The following is a 19,680-nucleotide window of genomic DNA, read 5'->3' as shown; positions in this document are numbered from 1 at the left end:
GAGCCTTCTTATGGGACTGAAACCCTCTTTGACCGTCAACAGCTCGACCACCGCCGCCCAGCTCGACCAATTCGCGCAGGGCCTCGACGATGGCATGCACCTCAAAGGCAAGCAAAATGACGACGGCTCGATCACGCTCTATGCCTCGCACAACAAATCCGGCTTTCTGTCGAAAATGTCGGGCCGTGCGCAGGACCGGATCGATCTGGCCAAACGCGCGATCACTCAGGTCGGCGAAAACGACGTGCGCTCTGCCGATAAAAGCCTGATCAGGAACTTGACCCAGCATCGGCAATTCACCAAACCGAACAGCACCGCGCTTAAGGAAATTGCCTCTTTCGCCAATGCCATGTCGGGCGATCTGGCCAACCAGCGCGCTCAGGAGAACAGCAAAATCGGGCTGAGCGAGTTGCCCTTCGACGCCCGTGTCGCGGTGCGGGACGCCGGGGACGCGATGATCGCAAGTCTGAACCACGCCGGGCTGGAAAATTACAGCACGCAGGGCATCGCCGACACGCTGTCCGACTCGCTGGCCGCCGCGCTCAGCACGCCGGAGATGCGAGCACTCCACCCGGATTTCGAACTCAGCGACGGCAAAGACCTCGTGGCGGCGCTCAACACGAAATTTCGTGATATGGCCAATGCCACCGGCGAAGGCAAACTGCCCCGGATCATCAAGGACGAGCTGCGCGAGCTGGCCCAACAGACAGTTCAGCAGACGATGAACAAAATGCTGGGCGGCGAGATTTCCGAGGACATGGCGGTTTTGACCATCGACGGCAAGGCCTATGACCGTGGCCCCAAACTCGCTCAGGGTGGATTTGGCGAGGTGGTGCGCTACGATGCGCAGGACGGCTCCGGCAGCCTCGCGGTGAAATTCGAGCTTGAGATCAACGATTCTTCGCATGACAGCCTCGCCCAAGAGATCAAGGCCCATCGTCATGCCGCCGCCGAGCCAAACGACAATATCCTGGGATTTTCGGGGGCGGCCCGGACACGCGAGGGCAATTTCGTTATCGCCACGCCGCTGGCGGGGGCCGGCGACGGCGCCCAGGCCCGTGATGCCATTGCGGGCGCACTTGCGGATGGCAAAATCTCACAAAAAACCGCACAGACCGTGGCCCTGACCGTCATGGTGGATGTCATCAAGGGCATGCAACACCTGCATGACACCGCCGGAATGACCCACATCGACTTCAAAGAGCCGAACCTCTTCATCTCCGAAGACGGCACCAGCAAGATCGCGGATTTCGGCACCACCGTAATGACGGAAACGCCGACCCTGACCGACAGCAATCATGTCGACAAATACATCTGGAAAGACCCCAAGGTGCTCTACTCATCGAACTCGTCGCAAGAGCTTCTAGCCCTGAAACCCCAGTCCGAACAGGCCGGGCGCGCCTTTGCCGAGAACTTCTTTATGCCGGGAGAGCGCAGCGTGGAGGATGAAGCGGCGTTCAAAAGGATGAAATCCGCAATCGCAGAGAGCCTTTTGGATGTCTCGAAGGCCGATTATTTCGAACAAACACAATTTGATGGCCGCAGCTACGACATGTTCGCCCTCGGCGTGACGACCGCGAATATGTTGAGCGGGGACTTCAAGCTGTCGGAAACAAATTTCAACTTCGACACCCCGGCGGAAAAGCAACAGATTAGCCTGCATGAAAACAGCGTCGCTCCCATCGGGGCGCATGACGGCGCGGTGCGCACCACCTTGGGCGACCGGTATGTCGATGATCTCGTCAACCTCATGACCCACCCCGACCCCGACAAACGCGCCACGGATTTCGGGGCGCTGCTCGATCATGACGCCTTCCAGCGCATCGACATCGGCAGCCATAGCGCACGTCAGATGTTGGTGGCGCTCATGGCCGGAGACGATGCCGCGATCCGCCGATGGGGGGCGGAGCTCGACACCTGATCGCGCCCCGTCAAACCCAAAAAGCCCCGCATCTCGCGGGGCTTTTCATGTCACGATGTGGATGTATCAGCGACGCTGCACCTTGTGATCCTCGCGCTCCATGTCGAGATCCCCGTGTTTGAGCGGGCCTTGATAGAGCTCCGCCTCATGGGCTTTCACCCAGGCGAGAATTTCCGCAACCACCGTAAAGGCCTCATCCGAGACATAGCCATCCACGGGCGTGTCCGCGTAGAGGCTGCGCGCCAGTGGCACATTGCGAAAAATCGGCACACCTGCGAGTTCCGCCTCCATGCGGATCTCCTGAGCGATCTTTTCGCGCCCCTTGGCCACCACAATCGGCAAAAGCGTCTCCCCCTCCTCATAGCGGATCGCGACGGCGAGATGGGTCGGGTTCACCACCACGGCGGAAGACTGCGGCACCTGTTTCTTGACGTCTGACATGACCAGTTCGCGCGCCAATTGTTTGCGCTGGCCTTTCACCACAGGATCGCCCTCGCTCTCCTTATATTCGCGCTTCACATCGTCCTTCGACATCATGAGGCTCTTGGTGTGGCTGTGGCGCTGGTACATGAAATCGAGCCCGGCCACGACGACGAAGGCCACCGCAGAGACCATCAAAAGCTTCAGCGTCACCACTTTGGTCACCGCCCAAACGCAGATCGTGCCGCAGCTGATCGAGCTTAGAAACGGACCGATCGCCTCTTTGAGAACGATGTACAAAAGCAGAGAAAGAAACAGGATTTTAAAGATGGATTTGAGCATTTCGACGACCTGTTTCATCGAAAAAATGCGCTTTACCCCCTTGGCGGGGCTGATCTTTTCCAGTTTTGGCTGAATCGCCTGCAAGGAAAACAAAGAGCCGACCTGAACGTAATTGGCCGCGATACCAAAGGCCATGACGACGCCGAGGATCGGCAACATGATCGACACCGCCATGTTGAAGGTCGCGGCCAACCCGTTTTGCAACGCCATGTCATCGTTGCGCGCCGCAAGGCCGGCGACGATGTCCATGATCGCGACCAGCTTTTCCCAGATCATCCCGCCCATCAGCCAGATCACCGCAATCACGCCGAAAAGCGACACCGTGGTCACAACCTCTTGCGAGCGCGCCACCTGACCTTTCTGTCGGGCGTCGCGCTCTTTCTTTGGGGTCGGTTTTTCTGTCTTTTCTCCGCTCATCGCAGCCGATCAGACGCGGATCGTCGTCATGAGGGCATCCTCGGGCGCGAATGTGCTGGCGGACTGCTGCCCCAAAAGCCCCGCGCCCATGGTCTCCCAATAGTCCGCATAGAGCAGCAGGTCGACGATGCGCATCTGAACGTCGTCCTTTTCCAACGCGTCGAGTGCAATGAAATCGACCATCGCCAGACCATCGCTCTCCGGGCTCAGCGCCAGCTGCCCCGTCCCGCTCTCGATGCCAAGACAATTGCCCTCCAACACCCGCGTCAGCGCCGCCGTATCGGCCGCTTTGAGCGACAAGGGCACATGAAGCCGAAGGATATTGCCCGGAAACGCCAGAGCGCCAAAGGGTTGATCCCCGCCGAAATGATAGGACATCTCGCCCGTTTCCAGCGCCTGCACCTGATCGACACCGAAGGCGTACATCAACATATTGAGAGTGTCATTCAGCTTCATGACAAGCTCCTTTGCGAAGATCGACACAGGGGGCGAAGGGTGAGGAAAATACGGCATGATGAGACATGGAGCCGTCAGACATGAAAAACTCAGACCTGTGCTCAAAACTCTCAGGCTCAAATCGCTGCGTCTCAAAACTCATGGCGCAATCCCTCCGGCATGCCCATCGCCGCACAAAAATCTTCGACGCGCGGTGCGAAGGTTGCGAAAAGGTCGTTGTAGAGCGGCGCCTGCACCGGGTCTTGCGCAATGCCGCCCGGCTCCTTGGCCCCGGAAAAGACGCTTTGGATCACGCTGACGGCAAAATTCAACGCCGCGCCGTCCTGTTCCTTTTCAAGCCCCGCGCGAATGGTCATGAACTCAGGATTGAGCCCACGCAGGACCGTCTCGGAATTGATAAACTTATGCGCCACCGCCTTTTGATCCTCGGGCGACAGGCCAGAGCGTTCGCCGTCCGCGATCAACGAAAACCCCATGCCGGTGATGTCTTTGGCCTCGGTCGAGAACACATCCGCCAGCCCGCGCGTGCCGCTGCCTTCGGCGGGCAAAAGCGCGCCAAGCATCTCGCCCGCCGCCTGATAGACCAACGCCTTTTGATCGTCGCTCAGATTGTCCCGCTTGAGAAACAGGAAATCTTCCGCGCCCTCAATTGATTTACTCAACTGCGACAAAGGCTTATCCGCCGCAATCAAGGCATCTGTCGCGGCCACGTCGTAGCGCGCATGGCTGCGCAGGAAATCGGACCCGGCATTGCGGGTCTTGTCATTGCCACGCAAAAAGGTGCCCACATCGGTGAAGGCCTCAAGATGCGATTTGAGGTTTTCGTGCGAGGCATGACCTTCGCTGATCGGCTTTTTTCCGGGATGCGTGATCTCCGCCCCCTGCGGCAGCGCCTCGCGCGTACGAGTGGCATGAAACTTCGGCTGATCACTGGCCCCACCGAGTTTGGCGAAGGCATTCTCAATCGACTTGGCAATGCCTTTGGCCAGTTTCGTGATAAAGTCGCCGAACGTCTCTTTGCGCTCCTTGGCCGCCCCATCGAGACGCGGTGCGCCCTCGCCGGTGCCCTTGGAGATCTTCGGACGCTCTTTCTGTTTGCCGCCGATCCCGGTGAACGCGAGGATCTCGTCCATCGACGAAAAATCCACCTTGGCTGTGTCCCCCGCCGATTGGGGCAGTGCGGAGGTGTCGAATGCCGGCGGCAGCGCCCCTCCGCCAATTTTACTGACCGTCATGATCCGATCCTTTTCGTCAGCTTGGTCTCTCAACCTCGGGAATAGACCAGCCGGAGAGACGTTGCGGTGTTGTTTGATATGACCCTGAGAGCTCAGGCGCGCAGCATCGTATCCTGCAGCACAGCATGATCCGTGAAGGGCACGTCTTGTGCCGCCCGCGCCAATAGCGCCTCTGCCGCATTCATCGGGGCGTTGTCGGTCCAAACCGCAGCCGCCCGGATGAAATCGTCGACACGGTTCAGCAAGGTCGCGCGCGTCAAATCGGCGATCATCAGACGCCGTCCGAAAAACACCCGCCCCGTGCCCGGCTCCATGCCGAGACGCCCATTCGGCGAGGTCGCATTCACCGCCAGCATCTCGCGCAGCACCGCAGGATCGTTTGTCTTGCGCAACGCAGGCACTTCGACCGACAGTTCGAGAACCTCTTCGCCCTCAAAACGAAAATAGACCGACAACCGGTCGGCCACGATCAGCTCGAAGACGCCCTCTGCATTGAGGGCAAGATCGTCGAGGCCCGACGCCTCGGCGATGGTGGAAACGACATCATGCGTGCAGCGCAGGGTCATGCAGGCTCCTTTAGATATTGATGATCGACTGGATCAAGCTGTTCATCTTGTTCAGAACATTGCTGCCCAATTCGTAGTGACGGTTCTTGATCTCGCCCAATTGCGTCAGCTCAGACATCCGAATTTCGGTGTCCTGCCCGATCAGAGTGGTCATTTCCCCGATGTTGGTGGCAAAGGCGTTCCACTCTTCTTTCGTGTAATGGGTCAGGGAATTGCCGTCTGTCCCAACCAGATCGAGCGTCGGACGCTTCAGGACTTTTTCGGCCTCAAGCGGATGCATCGTGTTGTTGTCCGCATCGACCAGCCGGGTGTCGAACATCGCCAGAATAAGCGCATTCCCCGCCGCAAGCTCCTTCAGCGCCGCCAGCGTCGTCACCCCGCCAAGCCCAACCTTGTCGCTCGCGCCGGGTTCGGAAAAGGCGCGCAGCGTCTCGTTGAGCAGCTCCTGCAGCTTGGCGTAATCTTCCAAAAGCCTGTTGTTCTGGTCCATTTCCTCGGTTTTGCCCTCGGCCTCCGCCTCGCTCACATAGGTCGCGAAGGTCTGGAACAGAAAGATCAGCCCGGGCGCATCCGTGTCGCGGCCATTGTAGTTGCCCGACAAGGACAGGTCGCGCGACTGGGTCAACGCGTCATAGATCCGGGTCTCGATGGTCAAAAACACCTCAGCCGCCGCCGCGACCGACGCGCCGCCATCCAACCCGTTGGAATGGGTCGGCAATGTCTCCGTCCCCGCCTCCGTCATCGTCATATAGCGTTCGAGCCGGGTGAAACGATCGACAATATCGGCGATGGATTGCTCGATCGTATCGATGTCGAAAACCGCCATCCTGTCCAAACGAAGGGACAGTATCTCGAGCTGTTCGGTGAACAGATAATGATAGAGTTCGCCCCGACTGGAAGGGTCGTTCAGAAACCTGTCGCGCGCTCCGTCGGTGTAGCTGTCCTGCGCCGCGATTTGATCGATCGCGTTCTGGATCACCGTCTGAAGCTCCATGCGGACCTCATCCGATGTGCCTTCGCCCGTGGCGGGAGACAGGTTATAGAGATCGGCAATCAACGCGCGAAACGCATCGAGCCCCGCCAGCACCATTTGATCCACGAGCGGCAACGTCGCGATCTGTTCGACACTCAACCGGTTCACCACGATCACCGACTGTCCGTCTTGCGACAACAGCACGGTGACATTGTTCAACGGGTTGGCATCCGTCCCGAAGGTCGCCATGCGCACGGGTTGCCCATCGATCGTGGTCTCGGTGCCATATTCGCGGAGCCAGGCCAACTGATGCGCCGAATGCCATTTCAGAAAGCTTTCCGCCGTCGGATTGTCGAAATCGCTGGGTCGTCCGGCCATCACATGGGTCGCGCCATCATAGACAGGATAAAGCTCTGCCGCGTCGGAGGCCAACTGCGCGCCCAAGGCATCATCGCTCAACGCCCCCGCCAAATAGGTATGAGGCGCATCGAAGCTGTCGCCCAATGTCTCATCGAGCACAGGATCGTAGGCGCCGGAGTTTTGCGTGGTCCAGAAGGTGTCAATCGCCATGGTCAGATCTGCCCGATCGACATGAGGATGTTGTTCATTTTGTTGAGCGCATTGTTGCCAAGTTCGAAATGCCGGTTCTGCTGTTTCGTCGCCGTATCGATTTCGTTCTGCTTGATCTGGTTTTGCTGGTTGAGGATCGTCACGCTCTCGGAGAGCGAGGTCGAAAAACTTTCCCATTGGCTTCTGGTCATCAAGGCCAGAGAGCCGTCCGATGTGTTGTCGGTCCAGTCAATAATGTCGATAGACGGCCGATCCACGCCGTAAAGCTTTTCGAGCGGATGCGCATTGTCCCCTTTGCCCAAAATGGCCTGTTCGACGAACATCGAGAGCACCGCCATCTGCGACTGATCGAGAGTATTTCCGTCCCAATTCTGGGTCGCATTCGGCGCAATATCGGTCCTTCCCAGCTGATTGGCATAGGTCTTGATGTCGCTGGTGCCGTCGAAAATAAGGGAAAAATTGAACTTCGGCATGTCCTTCGTCACCGCATAGTGCAACCAATCCCCTTCGCCATAATCTTTGGGATCGATCCCGTGGCGCAGCAGGTAATCCTCATAGTTCCCGTCGGGATCCGTGGCATAGAACTGAAACGTTGCCCCATAGGGGATGAGCAATTCTTCCACCGTGATATCATCGACACTCTGACGCAGATCGAGGTACTCGGTGCCATCGGCCAAGGTGAAAGAGCCAACATTCATGAACCGTCGCTGCTCTGACGCCTTGCTGGGGTCGTAGAAACTCAGTTGCTTGTTCACAAGCTGCTGCATCACCGCGTAATCCTGCAACAACTTGTTCAGCTGCCGGATTTCATCCGTGCCCGAATCCGCGATCGCTTCGGCTTGCGATTCATAAAGCGTTTGATACCGCGTGATGAGCCCCGGCACGTCTATCGACGGATCGGCAAAGTTAGAATGCGCCATGGCTGCGCGGCGTGTGTCCGAGGTCAGAATGGCGCGCTCCGAGCGCATAAAGGCCTCATAGCCGTTTCGGATCGTCTCTCCGAAATCGGAACTGCTGGAATTCAAAACGAAACCGGACGATCCCTGCGAGCCATAGCTCTCCAAACTGTCAGCACTGCGCCCATTGCGGCGCATGTAGGCCAGCAACCGTTCCGCTTCCTCGGTCTCGAAGAATGTGTTCGCACGCTGAAAGCGTTCCACAATGCTCGACAGCGCCTGCAACATGGTGTCTTCGGCAACCACTGCCGCGGACAGGCCCTGTGTGCCCTCCGTGCTGAACGTGCCACCCAACGCCTCGACCAAAAGCTTGAGCTGACCGAGAAACACCGCCTTGTCCTCCGCCGGGATCGACACGGAGCTGCTGTTGATGATGTCGATGATCTCTTGAATGCGCGCATCGACACCGCTCAGATCCCGCGTCAGGCCCAGCTCGGTCAACCGGCCCAATTCTTCCAATCTGATCGCAAATTTTGCTTGATCCGCCGCAGAGAGCGCACTGAATTCCGCCAAGGTCATGGTCATCAAATTGACCGCGCGATTGTCATCGGAGAGGACATAATACGCGAGCGTCACCCCATCCACCTCGATCACGACCTCCTGAAGCCCGTCTACCCCCTCCGGAAAGCCCTCTGCATTGCGCGGTTGCAGGGCGAGATATTCCACCTGATAGGCTGAATGCCAGGTCGAGAAATCATGAGGGAAAACACCGTCTTCAGGGACATCGACCGTCCAGCTTTCCGGACGATTTTCCACCGGAAGCTTATGGGTAATCCCATCGTAGATAGGATAAACCTCACGCGCACCGGATTTATAGCCGTCAGACCCCGACCCCGCCGAGGACCCTGGCATCGTGTCGCTCGGATGGTCCTGATCATCCCCGGTGGTGCCCGAAATGCCGCCTTTTTCCTCCCGGAAATATTCCCAGAAACTGCTGTATCCAAGCTCGCTTACGTCCACCATTGTCTCGTCTTTCTTAGAATGTTCGCGGGCACATTCGCGTCACAGCCGAAGCCGGCCGCGCCGGTCGAATGTCTCAGGCGTGCCAGACGCCGTGCCCAGTTCAAAATCATCGCCTGACGGCCCGGCAACTGCGGCGCGGCGCGCCTCTGCCCGGCCCATCGTCGGCCCCGCGATCGAACGCGACGGCGGTGGCGGCGGCAGGCCTTTGCGCCGGGCCTCCAATGCGGCCTGAAAATCGCGCTTTGCGGTCAGGTAATCGGCCAAATGATCCGTCGCCTTGTCGAGGGCCTCCAGATCACGCGCCCGCAGCATGGCGCGCAGCCGACTTTCGGCTTCCAAATCGCCACGCAGGAACGGATGGCGCGCCAAAATATCAAGCTGCCCCCCCATCTGCCGCAGCAGGGTGGCCCAGTCTTCTTGCCGGACTTCTTGCCGAGTGGTCTGGCGAGAGGAGGTCTTGCGGTCAGACGGCAAGGCGCACCCGCCCGTCTTCTTGCGACGACGGCCCCATGGCCCCGGCGTTCTGCGGCACGGCGGTGGCCATCACCTGCTCCAGCCCGGCCGCCACGGCCCCAAGCGCCAATGCGAAAGCCGAAGTGCGTTCCGCAACCTTGGTCGCGTCGCCTTCGTTTTCAGGAATAGCGACAGCGATGTCCTCAAGACTCGCGATGTCCCGGCTCAGTTGATCGTCGAACAGCGCCTCTTCCGTCTGCAACGGACGCCCGATGGCCGTCTCGATGCCGCGTTCCGTCGAAGTGTCGGTGGTGTCCACCGCCCCGGAATTCTGCGCCGTGTCGGAAATCATGCCGAACACCGCATTGAAGAGATACACGACAAAGCTCACCAAAAGCGCAAGGTCGTCTTCATCCTCGACGAAAGGCGACATGGAATTCAGAGTCGCCCCGGCCTGCCCCATCACACTGAGATCGCTGGCCTTTTTCGACAAATCCGCCGCCGCCGTCAGGTCGCCGTTCTGGCTGCGCGTGGCATCAATCTCGCTTGCGACCTGCGCGTAGGCGAGTTCCAGATCCTGCACATTGCGGGGTTGCGACAATCCAAGCGCCGCAGCCGTGCCGGCGACATTGACGCCAAAATCATAACTCGGCGTCGGAAGCGGCGACTGAGCACCGGATGTGACCTCGGCGGTTTCACCGGGCTGAAGCGCGGCACCCGTCGCGCCGATGGATGGGAGTGGCGTCGTCATAATCTTCCCCTCGTTGATCTGAGATCACCTTAGGGACATCTGCGCCCCGCCCGTGTAACAAATGACACGGGCAAGGATCAGGGAAAGGATCGGGGCCGGACTAAGAGGCCGCACTCAGGGCCAAAATCGAAGACCGAAAACGGTCGACCTCAGTGCCCCACGACACGTTTGCGCGTGCTGCTGGGCGCTTCGCCGAAATGGTTGCGATAGGCGCGGGTGAAATTGCCGATGTGGGAATAGCCACAGGCAAAAGCCGCCTCTTTCACATGCACCCCGTCGTTTTCAAGCAGATTGCGCGCTGCATTCAGCCGCGCGCTGCGCTGATAGGTGGCCAAAGAGATGCCGTATTCGGTCTGAAACAGCTGACGCAAAAGCCCCGTGGAAATGCGGTTTCCGTCCTCAGAGATCACCTCGGCGAGATCGATCGAGGGGGCCTGGTCGATCCGCCCCTTAATGGCCGCAAGAATCTCCTTGCGCAGCCCCGAAACAGTGGGCGCCTGGGGCAATTCCTCGACATTGTCCTGCCCGTAGAGATCGAGCACCTCGATGAGAAAACGGATCGCATTGGTTTCAGAGCGAATGCTGTCGAGACCGCTGTCGGTTTCCGAATTGTAAAGCTCGTTGGCGAGATATTTGAGCTGCTCGGTCACACGCAGGGAAATGCCGACATCGACAGGGCCTTCGCGTTGGATCAACGCTTCGAGCGACGGCGGCAAAACCGATTTGATCCGGCTCTGGATATTGTCCCGATACATGGAAATACAAACGTGACGCAGCACCTGTCCGGCACCGATCTTGAGGTGAAACCCGGGCGTGTCGGAGCGGATCACCATCGCAGTGTCGCTCAACCAGCGCCGTATTTCGCCATTGCCGAGGTGAATTTCTGAATCGCCAACGATGAAATACTGGGCCGACACCTGACACCCCGTCGGGTCCGCCGCAAAATTGATCTGGGTATCCTCATCCATCTGGATGGCCGACATGGCCAGAGAAATACCGCTGGGATAATAGCGAAACTTCATGCGCCCCGCCCCACCGGGAAGGATCATATCGCCATCGCTTCCGACCTGCCAAGCCAACTGCCGCATGTCGTCTAAAACTCCTGTTGTGATATTTTACCGGTTAATCAATTTCACAAATCAACATCATTCAGTGTGATAAGCAACACGCGAAATGATAAACTTCCTGATAAAAAGATAAACCATTCGGATAGAAAAAAATCTCCAAATTATTTAATTACTTGGGAGATTCATCTGTGCGCCGAAAGAATGAGCAGCCGCAAAACTTGCGGCATTTTAAGCATGCCGTCCTCGGCCGAATGGAGAGCAATCTGTGTGAAACCCTGCATCCTGACATCCCTCGATCAGGCCCTGAAAGTTGAGCCCGAGGCCGCAGAACAGCTCGCACGGTTTTGCGAAGTGGTGCAGTATCCCGCAGGCTCGGTGATCTACTTCCAAGAAGACCCCACCACGCATTTCCACATTCTCCTGTCGGGCTACGTGCGCCTGACCTACATCAACGAAAACGGCATGGTGACGCTGATTTCCGTGGTCCCCTCGGGGCAAAGTTTCGGCGAGGCCGGTGTGTTCGACGCCAGCCCGAACTGCGACACGGCCTTTACCATCGGCCCGGCCGAGGTGCTGCACCTCGATCTCAACGCGCTCAAACATCTGGGCGATCTGTCCCACGGGGTGCACGGCGCCATCGCGCGGGTGATCGCCAAACGCTACCGCGAGCATGTGCATCTGACCCGCGCGCTATATCTGCCGAACCTGTCGCTGCGTCTCGCCCATGTTCTGTTGCAACTCGCAAGCACCCTGGGCAACCGCATCCGCTACAAGGGCGAAATGCTCGAATGCCTCGGCCCGATCATCACCCAGCAAGATTTGGGGTCAATGGCGCGTGGCACACGTGAGAATGTGAACAAGACGCTCAGAAGCTGGGAAAAACAGGGCATCATCGCACTCGAAGACCGCCATATCCTGCTGTGCGACAAAATGCGGCTCGAAGACATCGCGGCCAACGCCGACTGAGGCCCCGATCTAAGCCTTTATCTCAGCCACCGCCCGAGGCCTCCAAATCACGGACGGAACGGTGTCATTTGATACAGCCCTTTCGGCGTATTCGGGGCAGATTACCCGCACAGTCACGTTACACAAATGAGGTTCGCGCGTGTTTGGCTTTTCGGAACTGGAAGAAAAACTGATGACGGATGAGGCACCCGCAGCTCTGCGCGACTGCCTGTCCCGTCTCGACACGCTCGGCAATGAGACCGCTCAGGCCATCGACGCGGGGCTGTCCCCCGAAGATTACGCCAAGGCGCAATCCATACTTACGGCCATCACGGCCAGCAAACACATATTGGCCACACAAGGTCATAAGGAGAGATAAAATGGCGATCGGGGACACGACAACATCCTGGGGGATCGATTCGAGCGATTGGGGCGCAGGCTCCAGCTCGACTGGCTACGGCTATGCGGCCCGCGACGGCTTCGACCTGATCTGGCGTCAGGAGTATCTCCAGACCCAGACCGCCGCGATTGAGGCCGACATCGCAGAGATCGAACAGAACGCCAACCTCTCCGACACGGAGAAAATGTACGCCATGCAGATGGCGATGAACACCTGGTCGGCGGTGACGAACCTGCGCACCAACATGCTCAAAACCGTCGCGGATACGCTCAAGACCATCGTGCGAAACGTTGCATAAGCACCTTGGATGATAGGTGCCACATGACCATCAAGGAACGGCCCCGGTGGCCGTTCCTTTTGCTATGAGGAGCGTGAAGATGCGCGGAGACATGATACCGATTCTGACCGACCTCAACCCGCGCGAGGCGGATTTCCTGATGATCGCCATCTTCGTGCGGCTGCAACATCAGCGCGCCGATGAGGCCAAGGTCCTGATCGATGGCGCAATGGCCGCCGGGCTGCGCACGCCTGAGATCGTCTTTGCCTCTGCCGTCGCCGAAAACACGCTGGGCGATCACGCCGCCGCCCTGGACGCCGTCGCGCTGTGCGAAGAGGTGGAACCTGCCAAGGTGAATCTCGGCGCCAAGACCCGCCGCCGCATCCGCATGCGCTCTTACATCAAGGCGCGCAGCCTCTTCGCTCTGCATGGAGACTTGAACGAAGAGGGGCGCGCAGCACTTGATTTCTACATGCGCCAAAGCGCAACGCCATAACGCGCGCTACCTGACCATTTTTGGGAAATTGTCGAACAACCCCTGAGTGAAGTTCAACATTTCAGCCCCCAAAATCCCCGCCATCGCCGCAATGGTGATCGCCACGGCGATCAGTTTGACCGCGAAAGACAGCGTCTGTTCCTGAACCTGCGTCAGGGCCTGAAGCAGGCTGACGACAATCCCCACAAGTGATGCCACCACGATCGGCGGCATCGACAGGATCATGACCAGCATCATCGCTTCGGTGATCTGATTTGTGGCCTCAGCCGGTGTCATCGCCCTGCCCTCCTACACCGCATAGGTTTGAATAAGACCGAGGATCAGTCGCGACCACCCATCGACCATGACGAAGAGAAACAGCTTGAACGGCAGTGAAATCGTGAGCGGCGAAACCATCATCATCCCCATCGCCAACAAGATGTTGGACACGATCAAATCAATGGCAATAAAGGGCAGATAGAGCAGAAAGCCGATCTCGAAGGCCTCGCGCAGCTGGCTGACGACGAAGGCCGGCAGCACCACGGCCAGATTGTCGGCATTGGCGCTGTCTTGCAGGCTCTCGGGCCAGATTTCTTTTGCCGCGAGGACAAAGAAGGTCCGTTCGCGTTCGTCCGAATGCAGATTGATCCAGTTCAACAGCGGGTCTTTGGCGGCCGAAAAAGTACGCTGCACCTCCGCGACACTGTCGAAGCGATAATCGCCGTTGGACAGAATGTTGAAGGTCTCCACAAAGACCGGCGCCATGATGTAGCCGGAGATGATGATCGCCAAGGCATTGAGCGCCATATTCGGCGGGATTTGCTGTACCCCCAAGGCGTTGCGCACCAAAAGGAGCACCACGGAGATTTTGATAAAGGCGGAGGCAACCACCGCCAAAAAAGGCACAAGCCCCGCGACCACCAGCGCGAGGATCAGATTGAGCGGATCAATCATCCCCGCCCGCCCCAAACAGGCTCGCGATCCGCACCACGGGCTGCTCATCGAGGGTGATGATGTGCCCCGTGCCGATCTTGCGACCATTCACGCTCAGCGCCACTTCGATCCCCGGCCCGGTCTCGGGCGGGCTCAAGGGAAACACTCCGCCAGGCGTCAGCGCCGAAACGGCAGACAAGGGCAATTCGCCCTCCGCGATGGTAAAGGCAACGGTGACAGGGATGTCCCCGATCTCTGTCGCCACGCTCTGCTCGACCGGTTTGGCCGCGACCGGCATATCCTCGGGCGCATCGCTCATTCTCGTCACCTTCCACTCTTCTTCTATTTTTTGCGCCTCGATCCGCCACCGTCCGGCGCGCAGACAACAGACATCGGGCACCGGCCCCGCCATCAGGCAATCCCCCGGACGCAGGCTTTCCAGCGCACCCATCCGCATCTCAAGCCCGCCGCTCTCCAAAGTCACCGGCACCGGGATCTGCGCGGCCAGGCTCTCGTTCGAGGCGGTTGCCAGCTCCGTGATCCCGCGCGCGACCAAGGCCCGCACAAAGGCCGCCTGTGATCCCGCCAGAAGCACCGCACTTGTGCCGCCGCCCGCATGGGTGATCTCCGCACGCAGCCAAAGCTCCGCCGTCTCAGGTGCCTGAGACGCGCGCAGGTCACCCGCCCCCCAAAGCGGCAAAAGAGCCGCCAGACCCGCGCGGGCGATCTCGTCTGAGAGCTCGGGATCGAGAGCCGAAAGCGACGCCATATCAAAGGCTTCACCGGTCAGACCGGCAAAATCCAGCATCTCGAGCCGGGCACAAATTCCGCTGCTCGCCTCTTCGGACCAAAACGCCGTCTCGGCGCAGGGCTCAGACAGGCGCAGCACCACGCTTGCGCCACCGGCCAAGGGCAAGGCCCGGCCCAGAAAACCGCAGGCGGCATTCCAGATCGAAAACTGATCCGTGAGTGTCAGAATATCCATCCGCCCATCTTTCATCGCGCACCTCTGCTGCCGGTCACCGGGCCACGGAACGGGTCGAACTCCGCCGCGCCGCGCGCCTCTTCCTCTTCGCGATCCGACACCACACGCACGGTCTTGTCCGGGTGGCGCAGCTGCATCTGCGCGGCCATGTCACGCGCGACGGCGGCGATCTCTGCGGGGTTCGCGCCTGCTGCGCTGTGCAGCGTCACGGTGATGGCGGAACTCGTCATCGAGAGCGTTGCTTCGCGCAGCCCCGCGATCTCCGTGCCAAGCGAAAAGCGCAGCCCCCCCAGATCAGCCGTCGGCACGTTTTGTTTGGCCTCAAGCCTCTCCATCGCGACCTGTACCGCCTGCGCAGAGGCGCTGGGATGCGGGGCGTTTTGTGCGGCGGCCACGGCAGGCACGGGAACAGAAAGCGGCGAGGCCACCATGGGCGCTAACGTCACGAGCTCTTCGAGCGCGTCTTCCGGCTCACGCGCCGTCGCGAGAGGCTGGGCAGACAGCGCCTGCCCCAGAGCCTCTGCAAATGCCGCCTGTTGATCCTGCGCGGTGCGGCCGTCCTGACGGGTCATCCCCTGCTGCAGACCTTGCTGCATCGGCTGACGTGCCGAGCCATCCTGTTCCAGCCCACGCTCTTGGTGATCCTGCGGAGTCTGAGATCTCACTTCCATCAGTGCAGCCCTCCCATGCCGCGCGGGCGGCTGAACACATCTTCGATTTCGGCTTCTTCACTTGCGGTGAGCGCGTCTTGCGCGCCCCGCCACATCTCGTCCAACAGCGTGTCGATCTTTTCGCACTCCGCCTCGCGCTTGCGCAGCTCGACCCGTGCCGCGCTGAGCCGCTCATGGCAGCGGCGCACATGATCTTGCGCCCTGTCGCGCCGGTCACTGAGCCGCTGATGCTCCTCGATCAGGGCCAGCACCCGGGTTTTAACCTCATCGACGTCTTCCGTGCCGATCGCCTTGCCAAGGATCGGCGCAAACAACGCCCGCTCACGGTCCGGCAGGCTGGCGGCGCTCTCCTCCACCAAACGGTTCAACGCCTCGGCGCGCTCTTCGGCCTCGCTGAGCGCCCTGCGCGCCGCCTCAAGCGCCCGCATCGCCTTGTCCTGACGCAGGGTTTTGACCTCTCGCAACATGCGAAACTGGATGATCATCGGGTCAACTCCCGCAGCTTGGCCAGCGTCTCGTCATAGGGCATCAAATCGTCCGTCTGCTGGCGCAGAAAATCGCGGATCGCATCGTGTTTCTCGATCGCCTTGTCGGTGCGCGGATCGCTGCCCTTTTGATATTCGCCAATCTTCACAAGCAGTTCGACATCCTGATACAGCGCCATCCACTCGTTGACCTGCCCGGCCATGTTGCGATGTTCCGGGTCGACGACCTTGGTCATCACCCGGCTTTTCGAGGCCAGAATATCAATCGCCGGATAGTGGTTTTGCGCCCCCAGTTTGCGCGACAAAATGATGTGACCGTCGAGGATCGAGCGCGTTTCATCCGCCACCGGCTCGTTCATGTCGTCGCCCTCGACCAGCACCGTGTAGAGCGCCGTGATGGACCCGTGTTCACTCATCCCCACGCGCTCCAGAAGCCGTGGCAAAGTGGCGAAAACCGAGGGTGGAAAGCCGCGCCGGGTCGGTGGTTCGCCAGCCGCCAGACCGATCTCGCGCTGCGCCCGGGCGAAACGCGTGACACTGTCCATAAGGAACAGCACCCGCTTGCCCTGATCGCGGTAGAACTCGGCAATGGCCGTGGCGACGGAGGCGGCTTTGGCGCGTTCCATCGAGGATTTGTCAGAGGTCGCAACCACAATCACCGCACGTTTAAGGCCCTCCGGTCCGAGATCGTGCTCAATGAATTCGCGCACCTCCCGGCCCCGTTCGCCAATCAGCGCCAGCACCGTGACATCCACATCCGCGCCCTTGACCAGCATCGACAACAGCGTCGATTTCCCGCCGCCCGCCGCCGCGAAAACCCCCATGCGCTGACCCTCACCACAGGTCAAAAGCCCATCGAGCGCCCGCACGCCCAACGACAGGGGCTTGTCGATGATGCGGCGTTTCATCGGGTCGGGCGGCGCCCGGTACACCGGCACATGGGCCTCGGGCGTGAACGGCGTGTCGAGCCCGTCGATGAAATTGCCAAAGCCATCGAGCACACGCCCCACAAGCCCCGCGCCCACCGCAACGGATTGCACCTGCCCCGTGGGATAGACCTCGGTCGAGGGCGAGATGCCCTGCGTGTCGCCAATCGGCGACAAAAGCGCTTCGGCACCGGAAAATCCGACCACTTCGGCGGCCAGACGATGGCCGGTCTCACGGGTGTAAAGATTGACCAATTCGCCGACCTGCACCTCGGGGGCGACCGCGTGAATGATCGTGCCGACGACCTTTTTCACCCGCCCCGTCAAACGAAACGGCTGACAGCGCATCGCCCGCGCCCGCAGCCGGTCGGGCGCTGTGGCCAGACGCGACAGATCGGCTTTCGGTCGATGCGGCATCTCGGTCTCGTCCAACACCCGCTTAGCCCTCCTGCATCTCAAGAAGGCTGCGCAGCTGTGCCAAAGTGTCGTCCAGCACGAAACTCACCACACCCAGATCGGTCTCGAGCCGCAGGTTCGGGCTTTCCAGCGCCGGATCGGAAATCACGTCGATCAGTTCGATCTCAGGGAATTCATCCAACACCCCTGCAAGCGCGGCCCGCAGTTCATCCACCATATCGGGGGATACGAACAATTGCCCGCGGCGCTGGTTGCGCATGGTCGCAAGCGCCGAACGGGCCAGATCGAGCGTCAACTCGTGATCGGAGAATTGTTCGATGACACGCGTGACACAGTCATGCACCAAATGGCCCAGATCGCGCTCCATCGTCGCCAATTGCCGGTCGATGGCCTGTTGTTCGCTCACCATCCGCCCGGCGGCCTGACGCTCTGCCTCAGCCATGCCTTCGGCGAAACCACGCGCTTTCTCGGACTCATAGACCTCTTCGGCGGCTTTGCGGATCGCCGCAGCTTCGGCCTCGGCCGTGCGGATCAAGGCCTCAGCGCCCGCGATCTCAGAGAGGGTTTCCGCGCGCAGAATGCCATCGGGCGCGGCAATGGAGAGGCCCAAAGAGTTCAAACGATAGACGTCGCTCATGCCGCTCTCCCCCGCTCCATCGCGCGGAGCGCCTGTTTGATCTCAAGCTCTGTCAGCTCCGGCAGATCGCCCAGCGGCGCCCCCGTGCTGCGCAACGCATAGACATGGCCCGCGACCGGCAGGCTTGCGGCGAGACTCGCCGCCATCAGCCGATGCGCGGTCTCGGCCACCGGATGGGTCGCAAAATCTGCGCCGGTCAGCAGCGCCCTTTCATCGAAACGCGCGAGATGATGACAGAACACCGCGCCTTCGCGCAGCGCAAAATCAAAGGCCCCCGCCCCGAGCAAAGCGGTCATGGCCTCACGTTCGGTTTTCAAAAGCGCGGCGCGCAGACGCGGCGCATGGATGGCGGCGGCGAGATAGCGACGGGCCTTGGCCTGTTGCCCCTCGGGCGCCAAAGCCAAGGCCAGCGCCTGCGTCATCTCCGGCGCCAAACGATCCGGCAAGCGGCGCGTGGCCTCAGCAATTTCACCCAGCAAGCCCCCTGCGGATGTGCCAGCCAGTGCCTTGGGGGCCAAAGCCCGAAAGCCCGGCGCCCGAAACAGGCCCGGCACGGCGACGGCGCCCTCCGGCAACACGGCGAGCGGGTCGGCCAAAAGCCGTGACAGGCGCAGCGTTGCGCGGCCCCTCTCAGTGTCGAGCGCCAGCGCCATCATGCCTCCTCGGCGGCGGGAGCGGCCTTGCGCAGGCGATGGTTCATCACAGCCAGCGCCGCCACCCCGGCCAGCGCGGCAATCAACATCAGCGTTCCGAGGATCACCCCCGTGCGCAAGGCCGTGGCCGATCCACGCCCAATCTCCAACCCCATGGTGCGCACGGTCGGCACCGCATCGGGCATCGCGGAAATATCCTCTGCGGTGGATTCGACCAACACCACGGTGATCGCCTCATAATTCACGCCCTCGATCGAATTGGCGACCAGACGGCGGATTTGCGGCACCAGAAAATCGAGATCATAGCCCGCTTGCTGTTTGATAAAGACCGCCGCTGAGGCGGGTTTCGCCTCCTGGCCCAGCGCCGCCTCTTCGGGCATCACGATATGGACCCGCGCGACCAGAACACCGTCGATCTCCTGCAGGGTCTGAGCCACGTCCTCCCCCAGCGCATAGATGTAGCGCACGCGTTCCTCGAAGGGCGAGGACACGATGCCGCCGCCGGAAAACACCTGACCGATGGTTTCGCGCGAACTGCGCGGCAGACCTTTGTTGTCGAGGACGGTCAAGGCCCGTTGCAATTCGCTTTCTTCGACGGAGAGCGAAAACACACCGTCGCCGATCGCGGTTTTCGAGGCGGAAATATTCTGCGCCAAAAGCGCCGCAAGCATCTCATTGGCTTCGCGCTCAGAGACGTTGGAATAGATCTCAGTCTGACAGGCGGTCAGCAGGAAAAGCGCCGTCAGGGCCGTAGCCGTGCTGCGAAAAAGCGGGCGTCTCATACGG

General features: G+C 60.2%; 23 protein-coding genes. 5 read left to right on the top strand and 18 right to left on the bottom strand.

Annotated elements, in window-relative coordinates:
- The first annotated feature begins 10 nt into the window (after nt 1-10).
- Complete coding sequence (locus LC094_RS04630) at nt 11-1,921, top strand: protein kinase domain-containing protein (RefSeq protein WP_226550579.1); 1,911 nt, start codon at nt 11-13, stop codon at nt 1,919-1,921.
- 66 nt (nt 1,922-1,987) lie between these two features.
- Here LC094_RS04630 and sctU read toward each other — a convergent pair whose 3' ends face one another.
- The 9 genes from sctU to LC094_RS04585 form a co-directional block, all read right to left on the bottom strand.
- The gene (gene sctU / locus LC094_RS04625; protein WP_226550578.1) at nt 1,988-3,100 is read right to left on the bottom strand and encodes a type III secretion system export apparatus subunit SctU; all 1,113 of its coding nucleotides are present in this window, start codon (nt 3,098-3,100) and stop codon (nt 1,988-1,990) included.
- 9 nt (nt 3,101-3,109) lie between these two features.
- Nucleotides 3,110-3,556, bottom strand: coding sequence for a hypothetical protein (locus LC094_RS04620; protein WP_226550577.1), 447 nt, complete (start codon nt 3,554-3,556; stop codon nt 3,110-3,112).
- Nucleotides 3,557-3,687: 131 nt separating this feature from the next.
- A complete protein-coding gene (locus LC094_RS04615; protein ID WP_226550576.1) occupies nt 3,688-4,791 on the bottom strand; it encodes a hypothetical protein in 1,104 nt (367 codons plus the stop codon).
- Between the two features lie 92 nt (nt 4,792-4,883).
- Nucleotides 4,884-5,357, bottom strand: coding sequence for a type III secretion system chaperone (locus tag LC094_RS04610; protein WP_226550575.1), 474 nt, complete (start codon nt 5,355-5,357; stop codon nt 4,884-4,886).
- Nucleotides 5,358-5,367: 10 nt separating this feature from the next.
- Entirely contained in the window at nt 5,368-6,900 is a 1,533-nt protein-coding gene (locus LC094_RS04605) for a hypothetical protein (protein WP_226550573.1), read from the bottom strand.
- A 2-nt stretch (nt 6,901-6,902) separates the two neighbouring features.
- The gene (locus tag LC094_RS04600; RefSeq protein ID WP_226550572.1) at nt 6,903-8,819 is read right to left on the bottom strand and encodes a hypothetical protein; all 1,917 of its coding nucleotides are present in this window, start codon (nt 8,817-8,819) and stop codon (nt 6,903-6,905) included.
- A 39-nt stretch (nt 8,820-8,858) separates the two neighbouring features.
- Entirely contained in the window at nt 8,859-9,293 is a 435-nt protein-coding gene (locus LC094_RS04595; protein WP_226550571.1) for a hypothetical protein, read from the bottom strand.
- Nucleotides 9,283-10,023: a hypothetical protein gene (locus LC094_RS04590; protein WP_226550570.1), complete on the bottom strand. Its 741-nt coding sequence runs from the start codon at nt 10,021-10,023 to the stop codon at nt 9,283-9,285. Before LC094_RS04590 ends, LC094_RS04595 begins: the two co-directional genes overlap by 11 nt.
- Before the next feature lie 149 nt (nt 10,024-10,172).
- Entirely contained in the window at nt 10,173-11,111 is a 939-nt protein-coding gene (locus LC094_RS04585; protein WP_226550569.1) for a helix-turn-helix transcriptional regulator, read from the bottom strand.
- Nucleotides 11,112-11,357: 246 nt separating this feature from the next.
- Here LC094_RS04585 and LC094_RS04580 point away from each other — a divergent pair, with 246 nt between their 5' ends.
- The 4 genes from LC094_RS04580 to LC094_RS04565 all read left to right on the top strand — a co-directional run bounded on the left by LC094_RS04580 (nt 11,358) and on the right by LC094_RS04565 (nt 13,208).
- The gene (locus tag LC094_RS04580) at nt 11,358-12,056 is read left to right on the top strand and encodes a Crp/Fnr family transcriptional regulator (RefSeq protein WP_226550568.1); all 699 of its coding nucleotides are present in this window, start codon (nt 11,358-11,360) and stop codon (nt 12,054-12,056) included.
- A 172-nt stretch (nt 12,057-12,228) separates the two neighbouring features.
- Complete coding sequence (locus LC094_RS04575) at nt 12,229-12,414, top strand: hypothetical protein (RefSeq protein ID WP_226550567.1); 186 nt, start codon at nt 12,229-12,231, stop codon at nt 12,412-12,414.
- Between the two features lies 1 nt (nt 12,415).
- Nucleotides 12,416-12,733 carry an EscF/YscF/HrpA family type III secretion system needle major subunit gene (locus LC094_RS04570; RefSeq protein WP_226550566.1) on the top strand — a complete coding sequence of 106 codons (318 nt, stop codon included), beginning with the start codon at nt 12,416-12,418 and terminating at the stop codon, nt 12,731-12,733.
- Nucleotides 12,734-12,812: 79 nt separating this feature from the next.
- On the top strand, nt 12,813-13,208 hold the full coding sequence (locus LC094_RS04565) for a hypothetical protein (protein WP_226550565.1): 396 nt from the start codon (nt 12,813-12,815) through the stop codon (nt 13,206-13,208).
- Between the two features lie 6 nt (nt 13,209-13,214).
- On the opposite strand, the gene sctS is transcribed toward LC094_RS04565, so the two are convergent.
- The 9 genes from sctS to sctJ are packed head-to-tail and all read right to left on the bottom strand — an operon-like array spanning nt 13,215 to nt 19,676.
- Nucleotides 13,215-13,484, bottom strand: coding sequence for a type III secretion system export apparatus subunit SctS (gene sctS / locus LC094_RS04560; protein ID WP_226550564.1), 270 nt, complete (start codon nt 13,482-13,484; stop codon nt 13,215-13,217).
- Nucleotides 13,485-13,496: 12 nt separating this feature from the next.
- Nucleotides 13,497-14,141 carry a type III secretion system export apparatus subunit SctR gene (gene sctR, locus LC094_RS04555; RefSeq protein WP_226550563.1) on the bottom strand — a complete coding sequence of 215 codons (645 nt, stop codon included), beginning with the start codon at nt 14,139-14,141 and terminating at the stop codon, nt 13,497-13,499.
- The gene (locus LC094_RS04550) at nt 14,134-15,105 is read right to left on the bottom strand and encodes a FliM/FliN family flagellar motor switch protein (protein ID WP_226550562.1); all 972 of its coding nucleotides are present in this window, start codon (nt 15,103-15,105) and stop codon (nt 14,134-14,136) included. The genes sctR and LC094_RS04550 overlap by 8 nt, the downstream gene beginning before the upstream one ends.
- 11 nt (nt 15,106-15,116) lie before the next feature.
- Nucleotides 15,117-15,776, bottom strand: coding sequence for a hypothetical protein (locus tag LC094_RS04545; protein WP_226550561.1), 660 nt, complete (start codon nt 15,774-15,776; stop codon nt 15,117-15,119).
- Nucleotides 15,776-16,261, bottom strand: a complete 486-nt coding sequence (gene sctO / locus LC094_RS04540) for a type III secretion system stalk subunit SctO (RefSeq protein WP_226550559.1) — start codon at nt 16,259-16,261, stop codon at nt 15,776-15,778. Before sctO ends, LC094_RS04545 begins: the two co-directional genes overlap by 1 nt.
- Nucleotides 16,258-17,622, bottom strand: coding sequence for a type III secretion system ATPase SctN (gene sctN, locus LC094_RS04535; RefSeq protein WP_319003274.1), 1,365 nt, complete (start codon nt 17,620-17,622; stop codon nt 16,258-16,260). Before sctN ends, sctO begins: the two co-directional genes overlap by 4 nt.
- A 4-nt stretch (nt 17,623-17,626) precedes the next feature.
- Entirely contained in the window at nt 17,627-18,241 is a 615-nt protein-coding gene (sctL, locus tag LC094_RS04530) for a type III secretion system stator protein SctL (protein WP_226550558.1), read from the bottom strand.
- On the bottom strand, nt 18,238-18,894 hold the full coding sequence (locus LC094_RS04525) for a hypothetical protein (protein WP_226550557.1): 657 nt from the start codon (nt 18,892-18,894) through the stop codon (nt 18,238-18,240). The genes sctL and LC094_RS04525 overlap by 4 nt, the downstream gene beginning before the upstream one ends.
- The gene (gene sctJ, locus LC094_RS04520) at nt 18,894-19,676 is read right to left on the bottom strand and encodes a type III secretion system inner membrane ring lipoprotein SctJ (RefSeq protein WP_226550556.1); all 783 of its coding nucleotides are present in this window, start codon (nt 19,674-19,676) and stop codon (nt 18,894-18,896) included. The genes LC094_RS04525 and sctJ overlap by 1 nt, the downstream gene beginning before the upstream one ends.
- Between the last annotated feature and the right edge of the window lie 4 nt (nt 19,677-19,680).

Source organism: Celeribacter naphthalenivorans, assembly GCF_020524585.1.
GTDB lineage: Bacteria > Pseudomonadota > Alphaproteobacteria > Rhodobacterales > Rhodobacteraceae > Celeribacter > Celeribacter naphthalenivorans.
Note: the sequence above shows the minus strand (reverse complement) of the source record. Positions and strands in the feature narration are given on the sequence as shown.